Annotated in this window: 23 protein-coding genes and 1 pseudogene; 17 read left to right on the top strand and 7 right to left on the bottom strand. The window is 36.9% G+C overall.

Going from position 1 to position 22,036, the window contains the following annotated elements; genetic code table 11:
• The coding region (locus U5B17_RS07900) for a molybdopterin-dependent oxidoreductase (protein ID WP_430804802.1) at positions 1-1,257 on the bottom strand (1,257 nt) is incomplete at its 3' end.
• An 84-nt stretch (positions 1,258-1,341) separates the two neighbouring features.
• Here U5B17_RS07900 and U5B17_RS07895 point away from each other — a divergent pair.
• The 15 genes from U5B17_RS07895 to U5B17_RS07825 all read left to right on the top strand — a co-directional run bounded on the left by U5B17_RS07895 (position 1,342) and on the right by U5B17_RS07825 (position 15,577).
• On the top strand, positions 1,342-2,061 hold the full coding sequence (locus U5B17_RS07895; protein WP_430804801.1) for a tetrahydrodipicolinate N-succinyltransferase N-terminal domain-containing protein: 720 nt from the start codon (positions 1,342-1,344) through the stop codon (positions 2,059-2,061).
• Positions 2,058-2,801: an NYN domain-containing protein gene (locus U5B17_RS07890; protein WP_430804800.1), complete on the top strand. Its 744-nt coding sequence runs from the start codon at positions 2,058-2,060 to the stop codon at positions 2,799-2,801. The genes U5B17_RS07895 and U5B17_RS07890 overlap by 4 nt, the downstream gene beginning before the upstream one ends.
• A gap of 2 nt (positions 2,802-2,803) precedes the next feature.
• Positions 2,804-3,307, top strand: a complete 504-nt coding sequence (locus U5B17_RS07885; RefSeq protein WP_430804799.1) for a type 1 glutamine amidotransferase family protein — start codon at positions 2,804-2,806, stop codon at positions 3,305-3,307.
• 69 nt (positions 3,308-3,376) lie between these two features.
• On the top strand, positions 3,377-3,943 hold the full coding sequence (gene efp / locus U5B17_RS07880) for an elongation factor P (RefSeq protein ID WP_430804798.1): 567 nt from the start codon (positions 3,377-3,379) through the stop codon (positions 3,941-3,943).
• Between the two features lie 31 nt (positions 3,944-3,974).
• Entirely contained in the window at positions 3,975-4,364 is a 390-nt protein-coding gene (locus U5B17_RS07875; protein ID WP_430804797.1) for an MmcQ/YjbR family DNA-binding protein, read from the top strand.
• Between the two features lie 2 nt (positions 4,365-4,366).
• Positions 4,367-5,218: a radical SAM protein gene (locus U5B17_RS07870; protein ID WP_430804796.1), complete on the top strand. Its 852-nt coding sequence runs from the start codon at positions 4,367-4,369 to the stop codon at positions 5,216-5,218.
• A gap of 58 nt (positions 5,219-5,276) precedes the next feature.
• Positions 5,277-6,458, top strand: a complete 1,182-nt coding sequence (locus U5B17_RS07865; RefSeq protein ID WP_430804795.1) for a multidrug effflux MFS transporter — start codon at positions 5,277-5,279, stop codon at positions 6,456-6,458.
• The gene (locus U5B17_RS07860) at positions 6,455-7,090 is read left to right on the top strand and encodes a uroporphyrinogen-III synthase (protein ID WP_430804794.1); all 636 of its coding nucleotides are present in this window, start codon (positions 6,455-6,457) and stop codon (positions 7,088-7,090) included. Before U5B17_RS07865 ends, U5B17_RS07860 begins: the two co-directional genes overlap by 4 nt.
• Positions 7,091-7,323: 233 nt before the next feature.
• Complete coding sequence (purD, locus tag U5B17_RS07855) at positions 7,324-8,571, top strand: phosphoribosylamine--glycine ligase (RefSeq protein ID WP_430804793.1); 1,248 nt, start codon at positions 7,324-7,326, stop codon at positions 8,569-8,571.
• Entirely contained in the window at positions 8,568-9,017 is a 450-nt protein-coding gene (locus tag U5B17_RS07850) for an RDD family protein (RefSeq protein WP_430804792.1), read from the top strand. Before purD ends, U5B17_RS07850 begins: the two co-directional genes overlap by 4 nt.
• Positions 9,007-11,160, top strand: coding sequence for an LPS-assembly protein LptD (locus tag U5B17_RS07845; protein WP_430804791.1), 2,154 nt, complete (start codon positions 9,007-9,009; stop codon positions 11,158-11,160). The genes U5B17_RS07850 and U5B17_RS07845 overlap by 11 nt, the downstream gene beginning before the upstream one ends.
• On the top strand, positions 11,160-11,855 hold the full coding sequence (locus U5B17_RS07840; RefSeq protein WP_430804790.1) for a sodium:proton antiporter: 696 nt from the start codon (positions 11,160-11,162) through the stop codon (positions 11,853-11,855). The genes U5B17_RS07845 and U5B17_RS07840 overlap by 1 nt, the downstream gene beginning before the upstream one ends.
• The gene (locus tag U5B17_RS07835; RefSeq protein ID WP_430804789.1) at positions 11,855-14,056 is read left to right on the top strand and encodes a polyribonucleotide nucleotidyltransferase; all 2,202 of its coding nucleotides are present in this window, start codon (positions 11,855-11,857) and stop codon (positions 14,054-14,056) included. The genes U5B17_RS07840 and U5B17_RS07835 overlap by 1 nt, the downstream gene beginning before the upstream one ends.
• Positions 14,057-14,067: 11 nt before the next feature.
• Complete coding sequence (locus U5B17_RS07830; protein WP_430804788.1) at positions 14,068-14,916, top strand: universal stress protein; 849 nt, start codon at positions 14,068-14,070, stop codon at positions 14,914-14,916.
• 322 nt (positions 14,917-15,238) lie between these two features.
• Entirely contained in the window at positions 15,239-15,577 is a 339-nt protein-coding gene (locus U5B17_RS07825) for an aquaporin (RefSeq protein WP_430804806.1), read from the top strand.
• A 104-nt stretch (positions 15,578-15,681) separates the two neighbouring features.
• Here U5B17_RS07825 and U5B17_RS07820 read toward each other — a convergent pair whose 3' ends face one another.
• Positions 15,682-16,104: a hypothetical protein gene (locus tag U5B17_RS07820; RefSeq protein ID WP_430804787.1), complete on the bottom strand. Its 423-nt coding sequence runs from the start codon at positions 16,102-16,104 to the stop codon at positions 15,682-15,684.
• Positions 16,088-16,474 carry an L-arabinose ABC transporter gene (locus U5B17_RS07815; protein WP_430804786.1) on the bottom strand — a complete coding sequence of 129 codons (387 nt, stop codon included), beginning with the start codon at positions 16,472-16,474 and terminating at the stop codon, positions 16,088-16,090. Before U5B17_RS07815 ends, U5B17_RS07820 begins: the two co-directional genes overlap by 17 nt.
• 80 nt (positions 16,475-16,554) lie before the next feature.
• On the opposite strand from U5B17_RS07815, the gene U5B17_RS07810 reads away from it, so the two are divergent.
• Positions 16,555-17,070 (top strand): ATP/GTP-binding protein, encoded by a 516-nt coding sequence (locus U5B17_RS07810; protein WP_430804785.1) that lies wholly within the window; start codon positions 16,555-16,557, stop codon positions 17,068-17,070.
• Between the two features lie 16 nt (positions 17,071-17,086).
• Here U5B17_RS07810 and U5B17_RS07805 read toward each other — a convergent pair whose 3' ends face one another.
• The gene (locus tag U5B17_RS07805) at positions 17,087-19,438 is read right to left on the bottom strand and encodes a putative bifunctional diguanylate cyclase/phosphodiesterase (RefSeq protein WP_430804784.1); all 2,352 of its coding nucleotides are present in this window, start codon (positions 19,436-19,438) and stop codon (positions 17,087-17,089) included.
• A 73-nt stretch (positions 19,439-19,511) separates the two neighbouring features.
• On the opposite strand from U5B17_RS07805, the gene U5B17_RS07800 reads away from it, so the two are divergent.
• Positions 19,512-20,048 carry a hypothetical protein gene (locus U5B17_RS07800; RefSeq protein ID WP_430804783.1) on the top strand — a complete coding sequence of 179 codons (537 nt, stop codon included), beginning with the start codon at positions 19,512-19,514 and terminating at the stop codon, positions 20,046-20,048.
• Positions 20,049-20,094: 46 nt separating this feature from the next.
• On the opposite strand, the pseudogene U5B17_RS07795 reads toward U5B17_RS07800, so the two are convergent.
• The 3 genes and pseudogenes from U5B17_RS07795 to U5B17_RS07785 all read right to left on the bottom strand — a co-directional run.
• Positions 20,095-20,490 (bottom strand): annotated as a pseudogene (locus U5B17_RS07795) (cysteine hydrolase family protein); the annotation flags it as partial.
• A gap of 27 nt (positions 20,491-20,517) precedes the next feature.
• Positions 20,518-20,685, bottom strand: a complete 168-nt coding sequence (locus tag U5B17_RS07790) for a hypothetical protein (RefSeq protein WP_430804782.1) — start codon at positions 20,683-20,685, stop codon at positions 20,518-20,520.
• Between the two features lie 71 nt (positions 20,686-20,756).
• A complete protein-coding gene (locus U5B17_RS07785) occupies positions 20,757-21,980 on the bottom strand; it encodes a saccharopine dehydrogenase family protein (RefSeq protein ID WP_430804781.1) in 1,224 nt (407 codons plus the stop codon).
• Between the last annotated feature and the right edge of the window lie 56 nt (positions 21,981-22,036).

Raw genomic sequence — 22,036 nt, 5'->3', positions numbered from 1 at the left:
GTTTCCCGAGGCACTTATCATCACTTTGACATTTGGCATATTTATCACTTCGCCGTTTTGCTCTAGCGTTTGCGTTTTGCCTTCAAAAGCCTCGATCATTCTTGAGCTTGGTATGATGTGAAGCTTGCTATTTTTGGGGCTTTCGCAGAAATTTTTCATATTTGGTGCCTTATACACCACATCCCCACATCCGCCAAACCCAATGGCTATATCAAGCCCCTCGCCAGCCTTGCCAAAGCCACCTAACATCGCACTTAGCGTTATTATCGCCCAGTAAGCTTGCTCGCCGTGATCGCTTCTTTGTATGGATCTGCCACAGATGATTTTTGTAGGGTTTTTTGCAAGTTCTAGTGTAAAACTCTCTATCTCATCTTTAGCAATCCCACAAATCTCACTAGCCCAAGCTATATCTTTTACGACTCCATCTTTTTCTCCCATAAAATACTCTTTAAATTTATCAAAGCCAACACAATTATTGGTTAGAAATTCTTTATCATGCAAGTTATTTGTATAAAGATAGTGACACATCCCTATCATCATAGCTGTATCTGTGCTTGGTCGAAGTAGAAGTGTTTTAGCGTTAAAAAACTTTGCGCTTTCGTTTTTAAAGACATCGATGCTGTAAATTTTAATGTCACTTTGTTTTAGTTTTTCAAAGTATGCATAGCCGTTGTGAAGTGGGATACGGCTTGAAATTTCACTAGTTACTAGCGGGTTTGCTCCCCAAAATACGACATTTTTCGCATTTTTTAGCACGGCTTGCCAGTTATCAGTCACAGGAAAATACACATCGCGCCCCAAAAATCGCTCAAACACCACTATCCCAGCCCCAAGCGAATAGTCCCCACTCTCGCTCACAAAGCCACCCATGAGATCTAGCATGCGCCTTACACAGCGTCTGCCGTTGCTAACTCTGCCGTTTGCTCCCCAAAAGTAGCTCTCGCCATAAACCGCGCTCGCGCCGTGCTTTTCATAGGCTTGCTTTAAACTATGCGCCGTTAGATCAAGTGCCACATCCCAGCTAACTTGCACAAATTCCTCTTTGCCACGAAGCTCTGGCTTTGGATTTGCAGGATCGGCTAAAAAGCTTTTTCGCACATAGGGGTGCTTTACGCGTGAGCTGTGATGTAGCACATCTTGCATGGCTAAATTTAGCTCAAAAAGCCCTTGATTTGGGCTAAATGGCTCTATGTTTGTTATTTTATTATCTTTTATTTTTGCGTAGTATGTTCCGTATCTGTTTGCGCCTAGTTTCATTTTTTTCCTTATAAATTTTAGCCCATTATATAAAAGTTTTATGAATTTTTAGGTAAGCTATGAAAAAATACAGTAGGGAAAATATTGACAACGGAAAAATTTAAACAAATTTGCGAAACTGTCCGATCAGATGCGCTTTATCGTGATCCGCTTGCTTTTGGTATAGCTAGGATTGATCGTAGCAAAATAGATGATAGAAAAATTTTGCAAGCTAGCTTTGGCGCACATAACTGGAACGAGAGCTTTTTAAGTGCAGCTGCGTTTTCATGGACGTTAAAAGAGTGTGGTGTGGTAGTAAATTTTCAAGATAGTGAGTTTGTTTGCGATTTTAATAAGGAGCTTGCCAATAAAGCTTGGCAGCTTTTTTGTGCATTTGAAAATCAAACCGAAAAACACCCAAATGTTAGCACATTAAAAGCGGTACGAAACGCCCTAAATGAGCCCAAAAATGCCAAAAATTTTAGACTAGTATTTATCTATGAAGATACTTATCCAAAAAGCATAGAAGCACTATATCTAAAGCTTTATGCGCTTAGCCTTAAAAAGACAACATCTATCGTGCTTGAGCCAAAGGGCTTAGAGCTAAAAGATCTTGCGTGGGGTAGTGATGGCAAACCCATAGAGCTTGAGTGGCTAAAAACACATGAGATAGAACTAAAGATGAGCGATAGCTATCCACTCATCGCGTCCATAGGGAAATTCCCACCTTTTTTAAATCATATCATACCAGATAATATGCCACAAAAAACGCCATTTTTAGAGATAAAACTGGGTGAGATAGCAAATTTTAAGGAAGTGCTTTGAAATTTCAAAATATAGCGGTTTTTATCGATGCTGAAAATTTCTCACATACGCTTGTAGATGAGGCTTTTTTAGGGATAAATAAGCTTGGAAAGGTCGGTAAAGCCTTTGCTTACGGCGATTTTAGCCTACCAAGCCTAAAAAGCTATAAAGATGTGATACTAAATCACAATATCTTTGCCATGCAAAATTTTAGCTATGCAAGCGGCAAAAACTCATCTGATATCGCACTTGCGATAGATGCGATGGAGCTACTTTGCAGCGGGGAATTTGACGCCTTTGTTATTGTTTCAAATGACAGTGATTTCATAAGACTAGCGCAAAAGATACGCTCGCACGGCAAAACTGCCATTTGCGTTGCAACAAATGCCAAAAACGAGCGTGCGTATGATGAAATTTTACTTATTAACAAAAAGTCAAAAATAAGACAAAATATAGAAAATGGCGTAAAATCTCTCATTGGCATCAAGCCACAAAACCAAAGCACGCAGCAGCCAAAAAACCTAAATGAAGCTCGTGAAATTTTAACCAAATTTTATGATGAGATGGTTACAAATTCTAATCAAAATGAGTTTATACATCAGTCTTTATTTGGCTCAGCTATAAAAGATGGCAGTGTTAAATTTTCGCTTCAAGAGTATGGATTTAGCAGGCTTGGTAAATTTTTTGATGCACTTGCAGGACAAAATATCGTTGAGATAATGATGGACGGCAGTGCGCCCAAATTTCGTATGAAGAGGTAAAAATGAAGATCGCGCTAGTAATGTATGATAAGATGAATCTTGCTAATTTTGCAACGCTAATGGCGTTTTTTAAGGGCTTTGATGGTGTTAGGCTAAAAACTTGTGCGTTTAAAAACGAAGTAGTGTGCGAGCTTGGGGTACGCTTACATCCTGATATTTTTGGCGAGAGCATTTACGGCGCTGATATGATAGTTATCCCAGACGGACTTGGCGCACTAAGTATGCGATATGATGAAATTTTTCTTTCATGGATCAAGTCTGGCTCATCGGCTAAGCTTAAATTTGGCTTTGATCTTGGCTCGCTCATATTTGCTGGAGCTGGATTTTTAGAGGGTAAAAGTGCAGCGATAAGGGGCGGCTATAAAAATGCTCTGAGCGAATACTGCACCATTAGCGAACATAAAATTTGCTTTGATGAAGGCGTTATAAGTGCTAGTGAATTTAGCGATGAGCTTAAAGCAAAGCTTGGGGAAATTTTAGCCATGCATCAACAAACAACGCATTAAACGGCTCGCAAAAGTAAAATTTTAACTTAATTTTGCTATAATCAGCCGTTAATTTAATAAGGAGAAACTATGGCTTCATACTCTATGGGCGATTTAAAAAAGGGACTAAAGATCGAACTAGACGGTATTCCGTATAAAATAGTTGAGTATCAACATGTAAAACCGGGCAAGGGCGCAGCATTTGTACGCGCAAAGATAAAGTCTTTCATCGATGGCAAAGTCCTTGAGAAAACTTTCCATGCCGGAGATAAATGCGAGCAGCCAAATCTTGAAGATAAGCAGATGCAGTATCTTTATGATGACGGCGAGTTTTGCCAGTTTATGGACACGGCAACTTATGAGCAAGTCGCGATCGAAAACGATGATGTTGGCGAGGCAAAAAAGTGGATGATAGATGGCATGATGGTTGATATATTGTTTCACAACGGCAAAGCGATTGGAGTTGAGGTGCCACAAGTTGTCGAGCTTAAGATCGTTGAAACTCCACCAAATTTCAAAGGCGATACACAGGGTGGTAAAAAGCCAGCTACGCTTGAAACTGGCGCAGTGGTGCAAATTCCGTTTCATGTGCTTGAAGGCGAAATTATCCGCGTAGATACTGTGCGTGGCGAATATATAGAACGAGCAAACAAATAATAAAAGAGCCAGCCAAGGCTCTTTCTTTGATATGCTAGAGAAAATTTTATCCTACATCTTTACCAAATATCAAGTCTTTCCAGAGCAAATTTTTAAAAAATATCCCGGCTACATGGTCTTTCGTCATAGACACAACGAAAGATGGTTTGGTGTCCTAATGAGCCTAAAGACAAAAAATTTAAAAGACAAAAGCTTAATTTTTGCAAGAGATAAAAACATAACTTTAATAAACCTAAAACTAGAGCCTGGCTTAGTAGCGTTGATGCTTGATAACAGACACTTCTTGCCAGCATATCATATGAATAAACGCCACTGGATAAGTGTCGTTATAGACGAAGAGACGCCGCTTGAAGAGGTTTTTGACCTTATAGATGATAGCTACAAACTTACACAAAACGCAAAAGCCAAAGGCATTTTATAAACTTGAAAATTTCATACATTCAAGCCAGCGATCCACTAACTCGCTCAAAGCTTGCTGACTTTGCGATAAACCCCTATGTAGGTTGCGCTTTTGCATGCAGATACTGCTATGCTTGCTTTACAAAATCAGCTTCACACAAAGATGACAAGTGGGGAGAATTTGTAGATGCAAAGATATTTTCAAAGCCAATAAATTTAGCAAAAATTTACAACAAAAGCGTAGTTATATCGCCCATTAGTGATTGTTACGGACCACTTGAAAGAAAGCTTGAGCTAACAAGAAATTTGTTGTCTCAGCTAGCCAAGACAAGGTGCAAAATCCAAATCATCACCAAATCAAGCCTAGTAACAAGAGACATAGATATTTTAAAACGCCTACAAAATGTAAATGTAGCCATCAGCCTAAATACACTTGATGAAAAATTTGCTAGCGATATGGATAGAGCAAGCTCTGTTAGTGTGCGACTTGAAGCCTTAAAAATTTTACACGAAAATGGCATAAAAACATCGATGTATATCTCGCCTATTTTTATCGGCATAACAGATGTGTTTGCCCTTATCAAAACATCAAAAAATTTTATCGATCACTACATGTTTGAAAGCCTAAATTTACGCTATCCATACAAAGATGATATACTTTCTTATATCAAGCAAAACTACACATTTTTATCACCACTTTATACGCAAATTTATCTCAAAAATGATATTCGACCACTTGAAAATTTACGCCAAAAGATAGTAAAGTTTTGCCAGCAAAATGATATAAATTTTAGCGATCATATGTTTCATAGGATCATAAAAGAGCAAGACAAGGCTAAAAAAGAGCCAAATTTTAGACAGCCAACTCTTTTCTAGCTATACTTATTGGCTTTTAAAAATTTTAAAGCTATAATTACACTTTTAAAGAGGAAAAATGCGACGCAAACACAACTCAAGACTATTTTTACTGCTATTTTTAGGCACACTTTCGGCGTTTGGTCCATTTGTTATTGATCTTTATTTGCCAGCGCTTCCGTCCATCTCAAGTTGGTTTGGCGCATCAACCTCACTCACGCAACTAACACTCACAACAAGCATGGCAGGGCTTGCTATCGGACAGCTTTTAATAGGCCCTATAAGCGATAAATTCGGGCGCAAAACACCACTTACTATATCACTTATCATCTATACCATAAGTACTATTTGTATATTTTTTACAACAAGCATTGAGATGTTTATATTTATGCGCGTCATCCAAGGTCTTGCTTCAGCTGGTAGTGTCGTTATAGCGCGTGCTATCGTTAGCGATATTTACAGTGGTCATGAGCTAACAAAATTTTTTACGCTTATGATGACCATAAACTCGCTTGCGCCTATCCTTTCGCCAGTAGTTGGCTCTTTGCTGATGAAATTTACTGATTGGCATGGTATTTTTATTGTGCTTAGTATAATTGGGATTATTTTGTTTATAGCAAATTTTAACTTTAAAGAGAGTTTGCCGCCAGATCGCAGATTTCACACTTCATTACTACAAAGCTACGGCGTATATAAAGAAATTTTAGTGTATAAAAAATTTATGACATTTGTAATGGTTATGACATTTGCACTCGGAGCGATGTTTGCCTATATAGCGGCTAGTTCGTTTATATTTCAGGAAAAATTTATGCTATCGCCTTTTGAATACGCACTTTGCTTTGCCTCAAACGGACTTGCTATACCCATTGGTGCTGGCATATCCGCAAAACTAAAAGAGAGCAAAGGGATAAAAGTCGGAGTTACTGGGCTTTTAGCAAGTTCGATATATACAGCTTGTGCGTTAAATTTAGGGCTTGGAGTAGAGTTTGTTATACCTGCTTTTATCATACAGATGTTTTTTACAGGCTGCATCCTACCGACTACTTCTGCACTTGCTATGAACTGCGGACGCAAATATGCGGGTTCAGCGTCTGCTGTGCTTGGTTTTTGTCCATTTTTATTAGGCGGTATAGTTTCACCGTTAGCTGGATTTGGAGATATTTTTGCTAGCACTTCGATTTTGATATTTTTATGCGCACTAGGAGCGTTTTGTATGTATTTGATAGCAAGTAAATTTGAGTACTTAAAGGTAGAAAATTGATCTATCTTATCGGCTCACACGCAAAATTTAAAGATATCAAAACGCTTATTTTAAACAAGATAGTTTTTGAAAATTTTAGCCTTGAGATAAGTTTGTTTGACGCGCTTGTTATTACATCTAAAAACAGCATAAATGCCCTAAAATTTAACAAAATTTTGCCAGATAAAAATATAGAAATTTACGCCATAGGCAAAGCTAGCGCAGATGCGGCAAAAAAATTTGGATTTAGCAAAATCTACACTGCTAAAAATATGCACGGAGATGAGTTTGCGACTGAAATTTTACCACTTTTAGCACAAAAAAGAGTTTTATTTCTAAGAGCTTTTAAAACAGCTTCTAGTGTCTTTGAAATTTTACACACAAACAATATAAATGTAGAGCAAGTCATCGCATATAAAAACATACCAAAAACTCTTACAAGCACTAAAAAACCACCACAAGGAAGCATTTTAATTTTTACTGCACCATCGGCTGTTAGAAATTTTAAAGAGAATTTTGGCTGGGAGATAAGCTATAAAACAGTAGCCATCGGTAACACAACAGCAAAAGAACTTCAAGACTTAACTACACCCATAATAAGCTCAGCACAAAATTTAAAAGACTGTATAAAGCTTGCTAAAACATTACTTTAAGTAAATTTTTTATATAATTATACACGCCTGAGTGGTGCGAGAAAGCATTATAACGGGGTCCAACACTATTGTATTAGCGAAGATGTGCGGACTTCTTGTGATGTGGCTTCGTTTGAGCTGGGTAACAGCGAGAAGTTGCAACCTGTCGATGTTCGCCTACTTGCAAGATTGGCTTTGATTTTGGGCCACTCTTTTATGCGACGCCCACTTGGGTTTTTAATACGGAGAAAATTATGAAAATTTTAGTCATCGGCAATGGCGGTCGCGAGTATAGCATAGGCTTAAAACTTAGTGAAGATAAAAATATATCGCAAATTTATTTTGCTCCTGGAAATGCAGCTACAAGCAAACTTGGCGAAAATATCAAAATTTCTGACTTTAACAAACTTGCCAAATTTGCAAAAGATAAAAATATCACCCTAACTATCGTAGGCCCAGAAGCCCCACTAAGCGCTGGTATAGTAGATGTTTTTAAGGCACATGGACTTGCTGTTTTTGGACCAAGCAAGGCAGCTGCCAGACTTGAAGGCAGTAAAGCTTATATGAAGGACTTTTTAGCTAAAAATGGTATAAAAACAGCAAGATACCTAAATACCAATGATAAAGAAAAGGCTTTTAAATTTATAGAAACGCTTAGCATTCCACTTGTAGTAAAAGCAGACGGACTTTGTGCCGGCAAAGGCGTCATCATAGCCCAAAGCCATGATGAGGCGAAAGAAGCAGTAGAGCAGATGTTAAGCGGAGAAAGCTTTGGCGATGCTGGTAAAAATATTGTTATCGAGGAGTATCTTGATGGCTTTGAGCTTAGCTTTTTTGCAATTTGTGATGGCGAAAATTTTGTAAGCTTACCAGTAGCGCAAGACCATAAGCGACTTTTAACTGGAGATAAAGGTCCAAATACAGGTGGTATGGGCGCATATGCACCAAGTCCTCTAGCCACACAACAGATTATAACTCGTCTTGAAAATGAAGTCGTAAAACCGACACTAAAAGGCATGCAAGCTGAAGGGGCTCCATTTTGTGGAGTGTTATTTGTAGGGGTTATGGTTGTAAATGGCGAACCTTATGTACTTGAGTTTAATGTTCGCTTTGGCGATCCAGAGTGTGAGGTTTTAATGCCTTTGATAGATGGAAATTTGGGAGAAATTTTATTAAAAGCAGCAAATGGCAAGCTTGAAAATGTAAAACTTAAAAATAAGTGTGCTATTGGTGTAGTTATCGCAAGTAGTGAGTATCCTTACAAAAACTCACCAAAAGCAAAGATAAATATAAAAGAAATTCCAAACGACACACACTTAGTTTATGCTGGAGTTAGCGAAGAAAACGGTGAAATTTATGCAAATGGTGGTAGAGTGTTAGTATGTGTTGGACTTGGTAAAGATATTATGACCGCACAGCAAAATGCCTACAAGCTTTGTGAAAATGTCCATTTTGAAGGTATGCAATTTAGAACAGACATCGCTTGGCAGGCACTAAAATGAGCCAAATTCACGAAAAACTAGAGTATGAAAATATCTCTTTAGCTCCTATTTCTAAAAGAATTTTTGCCTTTTTTATAGATGAGTTTATCTTAGCTGGGCTTTTTATGGCTATATATTTTGAGTATTTTAAAGGCTTTCAAACACAAGAAGAGATCATAGCAGCCATATCAGGACTAATGCTACAATACATCAGCATTCGCACGATATATCACACATTTTTTATATGGTATTTTGGTGCAACACTTGGTAAGATAGCCATGAAGATAGCTTGCATAGACATAGGCTACCTTGATAAGCCAAGCATAGGAGCCAGCTTTTTAAGAGCAGTAGTTAGAAATTTAAGTGAGTCAGCTTTTTATCTAGGCTTTATTTGGGCATTTGGAAACCCCGCCAAACAAACTTGGCACGATAAACTTGCAAAGACGGTAGTAATAGATGTTGGGTAAAATTTTATTTAGTATAGGTTTTATTGCCATAAATTTGTTGGCAAATATCGAAGATGTGCAGCTTTTAGCCGATGATGTTTCGCGTGAAGGCGATATAATAACTGCAAATAAAAATGTAGTCGTATATTCACAGACTTATCTTGTAACCGCGGATAAAGCCGTATATGACACAAATAGCTCGGTTATAGAGCTTTTTGGTAATGTCAATATGATGAAGGGCGCTAGCGAAGTTTCACGCTCAAACTATGCAAAGCTAAATTTAAAAACTGATGCAAGTAGCTTTGAAGCTCTTTTTATGATAAACAAAGAGCTTGAAGTCTGGATGAAAAGCGATGAGAGCCAAAGCGATGACGAGTACTACCATACAAGAAATGCGGTGGTTTCAAGCTGTAATGTGCAAGATCCAGACTGGACGATTAGCTCTAGCTCAGCTATGCTTAATAAACATAGTAAATTTTTACATCTTTTTAATCCAGTTTTTCGCATAGGCTCGGTACCAGTTTTTTACCTTCCATATTTTGGCTTTTCGACTGATACCACCCGCAGAACTGGACTTTTGCCGCCAACTATAGGCTATAAAAAATCAGAAGGTTTTTTTTACAAACAACCTATATATTTTGCCCCATACAATCAGTGGGATTTAGAGCTTGATCCGCAAATTTTAACAAGGCGCGGTGTGGGTATGAGTACTACTTTTAGATTTACCGACTCACCCTACTCTTACAGCGAAATTTCGCTTGGCGCCTATAAAGATACACAAAAGTATCGCAACGAACAGATCGGCAAAAACTCAAACAACCAAAGTCTAAAAAACAAAACTCATAAAGGCATAGAATTTCTATATGACAGAAGCGTTTTGTTTAAAAATTTTATCGATCCGACCTTACAAGAGGCTCTTTGGATAGAAGCAACAGCGTTAAATGATATAGACTATCTTGACTTAAAAGAACATAGCGGTGAAGATCATGACTCGTTAGTTACATCGAAACTAAACTACTTTTTAAGCTCAAAAGATCACTATTTTGGCGCATATGCAAAATACTATATCGACACACAAAAACTTGGTTCAATAAACGAAAATAAAGATACACTTCAAGAGTATCCAAGTTTTCAGTATCATAAATTTACAAACTCTTTGTTTTTACCAAATTTACTCTACTCGGTTGATATGCAGTCACACAACTACACTAGACGCATAGGTATAAAAGCAACTCAATATGAACTAAATACGCCAATTTCGCTACATATACCACTATTTAACGAGATAGCGACATTTTCATTTTATGAAAATTTTTATGCAAATTATATAAGTTTTGATAAAAAGGCAAACTCAGCTACAGATAAAACAGAGGATAAGGATTATTACTATATCAACAACTTCCACCGTTTTGTACTATCAACTGATCTTGCCAAGGCTTATGAAAACTTTTTTCATACTATAAACTTTGGTGCTGAGTACATCCTTCCTGGATTTAAAAAAGGGGATTTGAGTGATAAGTTTTACTATGATACAGATGGTAAAAGATATGAAAATTTCTTACAACAAGAAGAAACAAAAGAGGAGTTTGCAGGCTATGCAACACAATATTTTTACACTTCAAATGGCAGAAAATTTTTGCGCCATACTATCTCTCAAGGGTATTATGTTGATGAAAATAAGCGCGGAAATTTAAAAAATACGATTGCCCTTTACCCAACTGCAAACTTAAGCATACAAAATAAGGTTGAATACTCGCACGATAAGAACAAATTTGAGCTTATTCAAAGTGGTTTATCTTATAATGATGAAAATTTTAATGCAAACATTTGGCACACATATAAACAAAGAGAAAACAACAAAAAAGATAGCTATATTACCTCAAATGCTAGCGCGAAGCTACCTTATCACAACAGAATTCACGGCTCATGGCAGTATGATACTAATCGCCACTATACAAAGCTTTGGAGAGTTGGGGTTGATCACTGGCGAAAGTGCTGGAACTATGGCTTAACCTACCAAAGAAAGATAGAGCCTACCACTACTAACTCTGGTGCTGCGATTAAACGAAGTGATGGTGTTTATCTAACGATAAATTTCTACCCTATGGGTGGCATACACCAAGATTTTTCAATATCAAAAGATGGTGACGGCAGCGGAAAATGATGGAAAATACCATAATATTTAAAGATCAAGCAGATGCAGCAAATAAGCTATTTGAAATTCTGCCAAAAAAAGATCTTGTAGATCGCAAAACTTTAGTTATTTGTATGTCACTTGAGTCTGTTATTATGGTAGATGAAATTTGTAAAAATCTAGGACTAAACTACGAGATGCTATTTTCAGAGTGTATCAGCGCTCCAAACAACCCAGAATGCACTATCGCAGTCGTTAGCGAAACTGAAGAGATAGTCTTAAATGACGCACTTATACGGGCGTTTGAGATAAGTTATGACTTTGTTTATGGGGAAGCACATAGAAAATATGAAGAGAAAATTTTAAAAAATATATATAAATTTAGAAAAGGAAATCTAATAGGCGATCTAAGAAATCGTAATGTTATCATTATGGATGAAGGTTGCGAAAGTGGCTTGACTGCACTTGTTTGTGCTAAAACACTTATAAAAGAAGGTGTAAAGTCTATAGCCTACGCAACCCCAGTCATCGCGTCTGATGTCGCACTTTCACTTAGTAGTGTTATCGACACTATCTATACAGTAGATAAAATTTTACATTTTATCGATGTAGATAGTTACTATGAAAGCAAACTAGATGCCACAGATGAGTGCATTTTGCAAATTTTAGAGGATAGTCCTAGATATTTACCGTTACAAAAACAACAAAAAGGAGATGAAGAATAATGCAATACAGCATAGATGTCAATAACCAAGTTCAAATTTTTGACCTAAACAAGGTCGCCAAACAGGCTGCTGGAGCAGTTATGTTACGCGTAAAAAACACCGTCATTTTGGCAACAGTAGCAAGAGAAGAGACACAAGTATCAGAAGATTTTTTACCGCTTACAGTGCAATATCTTGAAAAAAGCTACGCTGCAGGTAGGATACCCGGCGGATATGTAAAGCGTGAGACAAAACCTGGTGATTTTGAGACACTAACTTCACGCATTATCGATCGATCGCTTCGCCCACTTTTCCCAAAAGGATATGCCTACCCAACACAAATAGTTGTAATGGTTCTTTCTGCCGACCCAGAGGTTGATCTACAAGTTGTCTCGCTAAATGCAGCCTCTGTAGCACTTTACCTTAGTGACATCCCTGTAAATCGCCCAGTTTGTGGGGTTCGCATAGGCGAAATAGATGGCGAGTTTGTTATAAACCCAAGCAACTCTGAGCTTAAAAAAAGCGCACTTGACCTCTATGTGGCTGGCACAAAAGATGAGCTTTTGATGATTGAAATGAGAAGTTTACCGCAAGAAAAAGAGCAAATTTTGCCTGTAATGGCTATCGATCCTATCATAGATGTAAGTCTAAATAACGGCTTTGCACTTACACAAGAGATGAATGAATTTAGCGAAGATAAGATGATAGAGGCTATAGATATTGCAAGCAAGGCTATCCTACGCGCTTCAAATGCTTATGAAGAGGCATTTAACGAACACAGAAAAGCAGATGCGATATTAGAGTTAAAACCTGAGATAGAGAACGAAAATGTTGCGATATACATTGATAAGATGTATAAAAACGATGTCAAAAATGCCATAAACCAAATGGCTAAAAGCGAGCGTGCAAGCGAACTAAGCAAGATAGTTAAGCAAATTTTAGATGATGAAGTTGCTATAAATGAGAACTGGGATGAGAGTGTTGTCTCAAATGTCCTTGGCAAGTACAAAAAAAAGCTTGTTAGAGAGCAGATAATAAACGAACGCAAACGCGCTGACGGAAGGGCATTAGACGAAATTCGTCCTATATCTATCGAAACAAACATCTTACCAAACGCTCACGGAAGCTGCCTTTTTACAAGGGGTCAGACACAAGCTTTAGTAGTAGCTACTCTTGGTACAGACAGTGATGCGCAGATGTATGATGTGCTTACAGAAAAGGGTGCATTAAGCGAAAAATTTATGTTTAACTACAACTTCCCAGGTTTTAGCGTGGGAGAGGCAAGCCCTATAAAAGCTCCTGGTAGGCGTGAGTTAGGACATGGCAACCTTGCAAAAAGAGCACTTATGCCAAGTATTGAAATTCACTCACCTTATACTATCCGCCTAGTCTCTGAAATTTTAGAGAGTAACGGCTCAAGTTCTATGGCTTCGGTATGTGGCGGTGCTCTTGCACTTCGTGCAGCAGGTGTTGATACGACAAAGCTTGTTGCAGGTATTGCCATGGGCTTAGTCTTTGAAGGCGATAAACATGCTGTGCTAAGCGATATAATGGGTCTTGAAGATCACGACGGAGATATGGACTTTAAGGTTGCAGGCACAAACGAAGGCATAACTGCACTTCAGATGGATATAAAGCTTGGCGGCATTAGCCTTGAAGTTCTAAAAGAGGCACTTGAACAAGCAAAAAGAGGTCGCGCTCATATCTTAAATTTAATGCAAAAAGCAAATGATGAGATAAGCGTAAATGATGAAATTTTACCAAAATTAGAGCTTTTTAACATCGATCCAAGTAAAATAGTTGATATAATAGGACAAGCTGGCAAGACGATAAAAGAGATCATCGAAAAATTTGAAGTTTCAATCGACCTTGATAGAGAAAAAGGTGAAGTAAAAATAGCTGGAGGAGAAAAGAAAAATGTCGATGCAGCGAAAGATTATATCATACAAATAACTCAAAAAGAGAACAAATTTAGCTCAAAGCGTGGCGGACACGATAGGCGAGATAAAGACAAACTAAAGCCAGTTTTTAATATCGGCGATGAATTTAACGGTACTGTAAAAAGCGTGGTTGATTTTGGTGTATTTGTCGAGTTAAAAGATGGTATAGACGGACTTTTACATATCTCAAAGATAAAGTCGCCACTAAAGGCTGGAGATAGCGTAAAAGTTGTTGTCAGCGAGCAAAAAGGTAATAAAATTTCACTTTCATTAACGGAGTAAAAGGATAAAAAATGGTCAAAAAAATTCTCTTTCCAATAGGTGCAGGCGAAGATGTACAGCCACGAATTTACGGCGCTTTACTGGTTGCAAAACACTTTAATACCCACATTGATGTACTTACTTGCCAGCTTGATCCAAGCATAGTTTATAATATGAAAATGACGCTTCGCGGAGGCGTGCTTTTTGAAGAGTTTTTAAAATCAGCAAAAGATGAAATTTTAGCCCAACATAAGAAAAATGAGGCGATTTTTAAGAGCATTTGTGATGAGCTTGGAGTTACAGTTAGTACAACTCCTGTAGTAGGTCAAGCTACAGCGAATTTCTTGATCAAAGATGGCAAAAGAAGCGTTATAGTTGAGCGAGAGAGTAAATTTTATGATATGGTAGTAGCAGCCGTACCACTTGATGGAAAGATCACTGGAACTTTTGAAGCGGCGGTTATGAAAAGTGGTAAAAATGCTATCGTTATTCCAAGATTTATGCAAAATTTTAATCCTAAAAATATTCTTGTTAGCTGGACTGGTACGGCTCAAAGCTCAAGGGCACTAACTAGCTCACTACCTTTGTTAAAACAAGCAGACAAAGTGCATTGTATCACTACTCGTGCAGTACTTGGCGATGATGATAAAGCAAGCTTAGATGGACTAAAAGGCTACTTTGCACTCCATGACATAAATGCTACTTTTGAGATCGTAGAGACCAATAACATCCCTGGTGTAGCCCTAACAAAGGCGGCAAATGACGGCAACTTTAGCCTTATAGTTGCTGGCAGACATGGGGAAAATGGACTAAGAGAGATGGTTCTTGGCGGAACATCTAAATTTTTCTTAGAAAATACGCAAATTCCGGTCTTTATGTAATAATCTGCCATGAGTTTTTCTCATGGCGACCCCAAATTTTCGCTCATTTACCATTTTGTGCTACAATCTGCCCTTTGTTTTTATAATTGGTACTTTTTGGCTAGTTTTTGGAGATTGTGGAAGTGCTGTTTTAGCAGCTGCCTTTCCAAGCTAGGTATAGGTTTTACAGGCGCTTCGCTTGCATTTGGTTTAACAGTTTTACAATGGCTTATGCGGTTGGACACATTTAGTGGTAGTCGCTTTAACCCTGCTGTTTCGGTTAGCTTACTAGTTGGCAGTCGCTTTAATGGTAAAGATTTATTGCCTTATTACCACATAAGTTATCGGTGCAACGCTAGCTGCCTGTGTTCTTTATCTTATCGCAAGTGGCAAAGCTGACTTTGATGTAACAGCAAGCGGTTTTGCTAGCAATGGATATGGCGAGCACTCACCAAATGGCTTTAGCCTTACATCTGAACTTCTTATAGAAGTAGTCCTAACAGCCTTTTTTCTTATCATCATCCTTGGTTCAACTGATGAGCGTGCACCAAAAGGATTTGCTCCCATAGCCATAAGACTAGCACTAACACTTATCCATCTTATAAGCATACCGGTCACAAACACATCGGTAAATCCAGCTCGCTCAACTGTGTTGCCATCTTTCAAGGAACTTGGGCAATAGAGCAGCTTTGGCTTTTTTGGACAGCGCCTATAGTTGGAGCTGTGATAGAAGCTTTGATATATAAACTTATAGGTTGTTCTTGCTCTAAGAAATAAATTTTGGGGCTAAACGCCCCTGTTCCAGCTTATCTTTTTGCCAAATCCAAGTGTGTTATTTGTATATTTTAGCCACTCTATTTTTAGGGCATAAAGGACTGGTTCCATTAGTTTTGCATAAGCAAATTTTTTAAAATAGATCTTACTTTCAGCATCACTTGCTCTTAAAATTTCTCCACAAAACTGCACACCCTCTATCTTAGCTATGATCTTTGTATCAAGCGCTATCGTTCCAGAAGCTATATTGTTTTTACTCATAAACTGCGTGTGAGCACTATCATCAGAGCTTGCAAAAACAAGTGAAATTTCATCCTCATTAAAAGCGTAAAAAGCACTAAACGCATATGGCTTACCCGTATAATCTAAAACACAAAGGCTTAAAAGTTGTCTAGAGTAAAGAAATTTTAATATCCTTTCATCTATGCGTAGCATAAACCAACTCCCTAAAAAACTCACTAACAAAGCTAAAATTTAACACCAACAAAGTAAGTGCTGCTATCCAAATAACAAAAAGCAAAATTTGCACCACAGAAAAACTATCTTTTGCAAATTTCTTAAATACCATCATCGCAAAAAGTGAGCCTAAAAAGCCTCCAATAAGCGAAAAGTAGTGTATCGCATTTGGTTTTACAAAGCTTGGCAAACGAGCAGTAAAAAACAAAAACATCATTAAAAAAGCAAGCAAATTTGCAAGTATAAAATAATAAAACACGACTGGTATCTCAGGATACAGTCTGTTTAGTCCAAAACTAAAAACTGTAATAAATATAAGTAAAAAAATTCTAGTCCCAAAACAACACATTTTTATCCTTTTTATCAATTTTATACAAATTTAGCTTTACAAAACTGAAATTTTACCGATATACAATCAAAGGAGAAAAAATGAGAGCAGACTTTAACTCGCAAACAAAACTAAGTAGCCTTGACTTTTCGTTTAAAACAAGCTCTGGAGACAAGATAAATCTAGGACTCTATAACAATAAAAGCGTAGAATATGCAAGTGCAAGGACGGCAAATTCTAGTATTCAAAGCTTAACACTCACACATGAGTACGGTTATAACTTTGAGTATGTTGGCAACGGCATAGACGCAAACGATCTAAAAGAGATAAACGAGGCTCTTGAAAAAATTCAGCCAAAGATAGATGAGTTTTTAAAGCAGATCGAAGATGATAAAATTTTCTCAAATAGCGAGATAACAAACCTTGCAAGCAGTCTAAAATCAGAGCTTCCACAAGCAAAAGATCTAAATCACGCAAATCTAATAGCAGACAAAACACTAAAAATGTTTGATAGCCTTTTAGAGCAACACAAACTTAGCCAAAAAATGCTAGAAAAAGTAAATAAACTCTTTGAAAATGTCATAGACAACACACAAAAATTCTCATTTTATGTATAGCAGACTGGGCTTTTGCTCAGTCAAGCAGTGAGATAACACCCTTTTGCTTTGCAAAATTTACAAGTCTGTCTATTGGCATAGGGTGCGATAGTGCGTAGCCTTGCGCTTCATCACAGCCTAGCTCCTTAGCCTTTTCATAAATGTTTAAATTCTCCACGCTCTTTATAATAGTTTTGAGTTTTAAACTTCTACCAACTGCAGTAACTGAGCTTAAAATTTTCGCACTTTGTGGATTGTTTACTATGTTAGCTGTTAGCTCACTCGCAACTTTTATAGCGCTTATCTCGTATTTTTTGATATAAATGAGTGATGACCGACCTATCCCAAAGTCATCGATACAAATACGCACGCCCAGCTCCTTTAAGATCTTAAACATCTCATCAAGGGTTGCGCCATCATTTGCCCAAATGCCCTCATTAAACTCAAACGAAATCATCCTTGGGTTTATGCCATTGCTTTGTATCAAATTTCGTGCTATGTTTATAAACTCAAGAGAGGTTGTTTGTCTATAAGTTATGTTTATACTCACTGGAAACTCGATACCATTTTGCTCTAGCTCTTTAAAATCTCTTATAATTTTATTTAAAACAAAGCTATAAATTTTAGATGAATATTCGTTGCTTTTGATGATATCAATAAATTTTGCCGCCTCTAAAAAACCAAATTCACGGTTATTCCAACGAACAAGTGCTTCAGCAAAGATAACTTTGCCACTTTTTATATCAAAAACTGGCTGATAATGCACATCAAAGTCACGCATTAAAATAGCTGACTGCATCAAAATTTCAAGTCTTGCGCGATACCTTTGGCGCTCATTCATACTCTCGTCATAAACATAGGCATTTGAATTTGGGCTTTGCTTTGCAAAATACATCGCTTTATCGGCATTTTTAATAATATCCTTTGCATTGTTGTTGCTGTCTGCACCAGTTATCTCTATACCTACGACACTTTCTATGGCAAAGTGGTGGACACCTATAGTCATCTCAGCATTTATAAGCCTAATCAGAGAATTTGCAAATTCTATACAAGCATCATGCTCTGGGTTCATCATATTTGTAATCACAATAAACTCATCAGCACTAAATCTACCAACGATGTCCGTTTTATCCGCACAAGCAGTTAAAAGACGCTTACCAACCATATGCAAAATTTTATCTCCGACCTCTTGTCCGTAAGTCGCATTTATGTTTTTAAATCTTTTTATGTTTATATAATAAGTTACTATGTAATTACCCTGTCGTAAAAATTTACACTTCTCTTTTAGTTTTTGAATGATAAAAGCCCTTGAGCCAATCCCTGTAAGATAGTCTTTATCTATCATCTCTTTTAACTTTAGGTTTGTAAGTATCAACTCATTTGTCTGGCGACTTAGCTCAAACTCAAGAGCCTCTTGCTTTTTTGCCTCATCCTCTTTTAAATTTTTAATCGAGATAGAGTTTTTGGTGTAGTGACTAACGATATAATGACAAACAAATACAAACATCAAGATAGCCAAAAGTCCAATATTTTTATCGTTTTTAACAACGATAGGCACTAAAAATACAGGCCACATAAATTTTATCAATGTATTAAAAATGGTCGATTTTACCCTGATGTTTTTGTTATTTATAATTTCTACAGAACCAAGGGAAAAGACTAGAAACGACATATCAAACAATATCATTAGATATTTACTATCATGAATCACTTCTGAGAAAAAACTATAAGAGAAGTAAATTCTCGTACAAGCATATATTGCACTTGCAATTAAGAACAAAAACATACTAGTATTTAGCTTTGAGATTTGGTTTGAGTACGCCATGCTCATAACACAAAAGAGTATAAAAAAGCTAAAAATGATATTAAAAAACCCACTAAAGTATGTCACACTATTATAAACTTTTGATATATCAACGCCATCAAAGATAGCTATAAAAAAGATAGCGATCATCAAAAAAACGCTAATCATATCATTTATAATGATAAATTTATCGCTCATGGAGTCGCTTGTGAAGCGGTTTATCAAAAAGATAAAATTTCCCCCAAACAAACAAACCGTGGGCACAAGATACATAACGCGCAAAAACTCATACTCGGTATTTGTCCGTATTAAAAAAATTTTATAAAATGCCCAGATAAGATCACAAGCTATAAAAGTCGTAAGCCCTAAAAGGATAAGCACCCAGCTCTCGCGGTTTTCGCCAGACTTTGGGATAACAAGGTAGATATTATAGATGCACACACAGCAAAATAGAAAATTTCCAATATAAAAAAGTGCTGCTATGTCAAAATAAATCGCAAAAAGCATAACTGCAAAAAGCATAGAAAGCGTGATTTTAAAGGCAAATTTTGTGTTGATTATAGGTCCAAGTATTGCAGCTTGCATATTTCTCCTTGATTTAGGTTATATTATAGCATTTGTATGTTAAGATATGATTAAAGAAAATAGGAGCAAAAATATGAAACAAAACCTAACTCTAACATCACACGATCTCTTAGAATACCAGACATTTTCTATATTTGGATCAAAATCCGCAAGAAATATGAACCTTTTTAACACTTTTGGTATATTTGGAGAAATTTTAATAGTATTTTTCTTACTAGAAATTTTCCTAGAGATAAAATTTCTAGCTCTAGTTGGCTTTGTAGTGGCTCTTTTGTGGTTAATGTTTTATCCAAAATTTTTACGCAAAAAACGCATAAAGATACTAAAAAAGTTAAAAGATGACGGTATGCAAAAACAGATGACGCTTGAGCTTAATGAGAGCGAGTTTAGCTTTTATAAAGATGAGCCTACGCATAAATTTAACTACAAAGATGTTAGTCAAATTTGCCAAACAGCTGGCGTATATGTTGTTTTTGTTGGTAACCTTCATATCATATTACCAAAACCGAGCGCAAAAGATAGTATAAGTGCTATCGCAAAGCTTTCAAACAAGCCAATAACGACATTTGAGAATATAAGCTATCAAAACGCTATATCTGGCAAAATTTAAACCATATCTAGGTAAATTTTAGCGTTAAAAATGTCTGCGGATTGCTTTAAAATATATAATCATAAATCCTAGCTTCATGTCCATATGAACTATAAGTGGCAACTAGGCTTTTTGGGATAATGATCTTTCGTTTTTTGCCCTGTTCATTTGAAAGACAACTTAGGTGTAGCACTGTTGAAAATACGCAAATATCAGTGCAACATCCAACTATAATAAATGTATCGATCTCTTTGTGATCGTTTATAAATTTGTTAAAATCAGCATTATAAGCGATCGAAAATGAATTTTTATAAAAAACTCGCTCGCCAAGCTTAAGCAGCTTAAGCTCATCTACTATATTTTCCTCATAGCTTCCAGCTAATGCGTGTGGCGGAAAAGCGTCAAACTCAAGACTTTCATTATCATGTCTATCTTGTATAAACAAAAAATTCTTAAACTCAAGCTGCTTTGCCTTGCTTAAAACTGTAACTCAATTTGGGACAACCTGCGCGCACTCTGTTGATGCTAAAGCCCCTTGCTTACAAAAGGCATTTATCATATCAACAACAATAAAGCAGCTCTTTTCTGGGTTTAAATCGCCTAATTTTATATATTCAAGCCCATTATAAAATTTATCTATCACCTCATCATTTATCATAGTATATCACTCCCTTGCCACTATAAATTTAAAATGCCAAAAGGTGCGAGGCTAAAGCCCCTACACAAAAGTTAAATTTTTCTTTCTACCTCATATCTTTCGCCTGGTTTCATCTCTATAATCTCCCATGGCAAACCTTGACGATTTAGCTCATCCATAAATGGTTTAGCGTCAAAATTTTCCATATTAAACACACCTTCACCACTCCAAACACCCTTTGCAACAAGCATAGAACCTATCATCGCCGGAACGCCTGTAGTGTAGCTAACAGCCTGTGCACCTGTTTCAGCATAGCAAGCCTCATGATCACAGACATTATAGATATATACTTGTCGCTCTTTTTTATTTTTTATGCCTCGTATAACGCAGCCAATATTTGTCTTGCCCTTTGTGCGAGGACCAAGACTTGCAGGATCTGGAAGAAGTGTCTTTAAAAACTGAATAGGCACGATTTTCACACCATTGTGCTCAACCTCATCAATACGCAACATGCCAACATTTTCAAGGCACTTCATATGCGTCAAATAGCTCTCACCAAATGTCATAAAAAAGCGAATTCTACGCAACCCTTTTATGTTTTTAACCAAACTTTCAAGCTCTTCATGATATAGCAAGTAGCTATCTTTTACGCCTATTTTTGGATAGTCCCACTTAAAACTTATTTGCATTGGCTCAGTCTCTATCCACTTACCATCTTCCCAGTATCTACCCTTTGAACTTACTTCGCGAAGATTTATCTCTGGGTTAAAATTTGTAGCAAATGCATATCCATGATCACCAGCATTGCAGTCAAGGATATCTATCTCATGAATTTCATCAAATAAATTTTGCTGAGCATAGGCGCAAAATACATTTGTTACGCCTGGATCAAAGCCAGAGCCAAGAAGTGCCATCGTGTTTGCATTTTTGAAATTTTCATCTTTCGCCCATTGTAGCTTATACTCAAATTTTGCCGTATCTGGGTGCTCATAATTTGCCGTATCTATATAGGGAATTCCTGCTTTTACGCACGCATCCATAAGGGTTAGGTCTTGATAAGGAAGAGCTACATTTAGTAGCAACTGTGCCCCTGTTTTTTTTATAAGTTCAACAACTGCTTCTGTATCATCAGCATCTATTTGAGCCGTGTTTATCTCTATACCCAAACGCTCTTTGATAAATTTTGCTATCGCATCGCACTTGCTTTTTGTACGGCTAGCCAGAGTAATCTTACTAAAAACGCTCGTATTCATCGCACATTTTACGGTCGCGACTTGACTTACGCCACCAGCACCGATGATTAAGATGTGTTTCATTTCTTATCCTTAAATTTTATATTTTGTAAAAATAATACTATAACCAAATTTTCATA

It is taken from the genome of Campylobacter australis, assembly GCF_050586305.1.
GTDB lineage: Bacteria > Campylobacterota > Campylobacteria > Campylobacterales > Campylobacteraceae > Campylobacter_A.
Note: the sequence above shows the minus strand (reverse complement) of the source record. Positions and strands in the feature narration are given on the sequence as shown.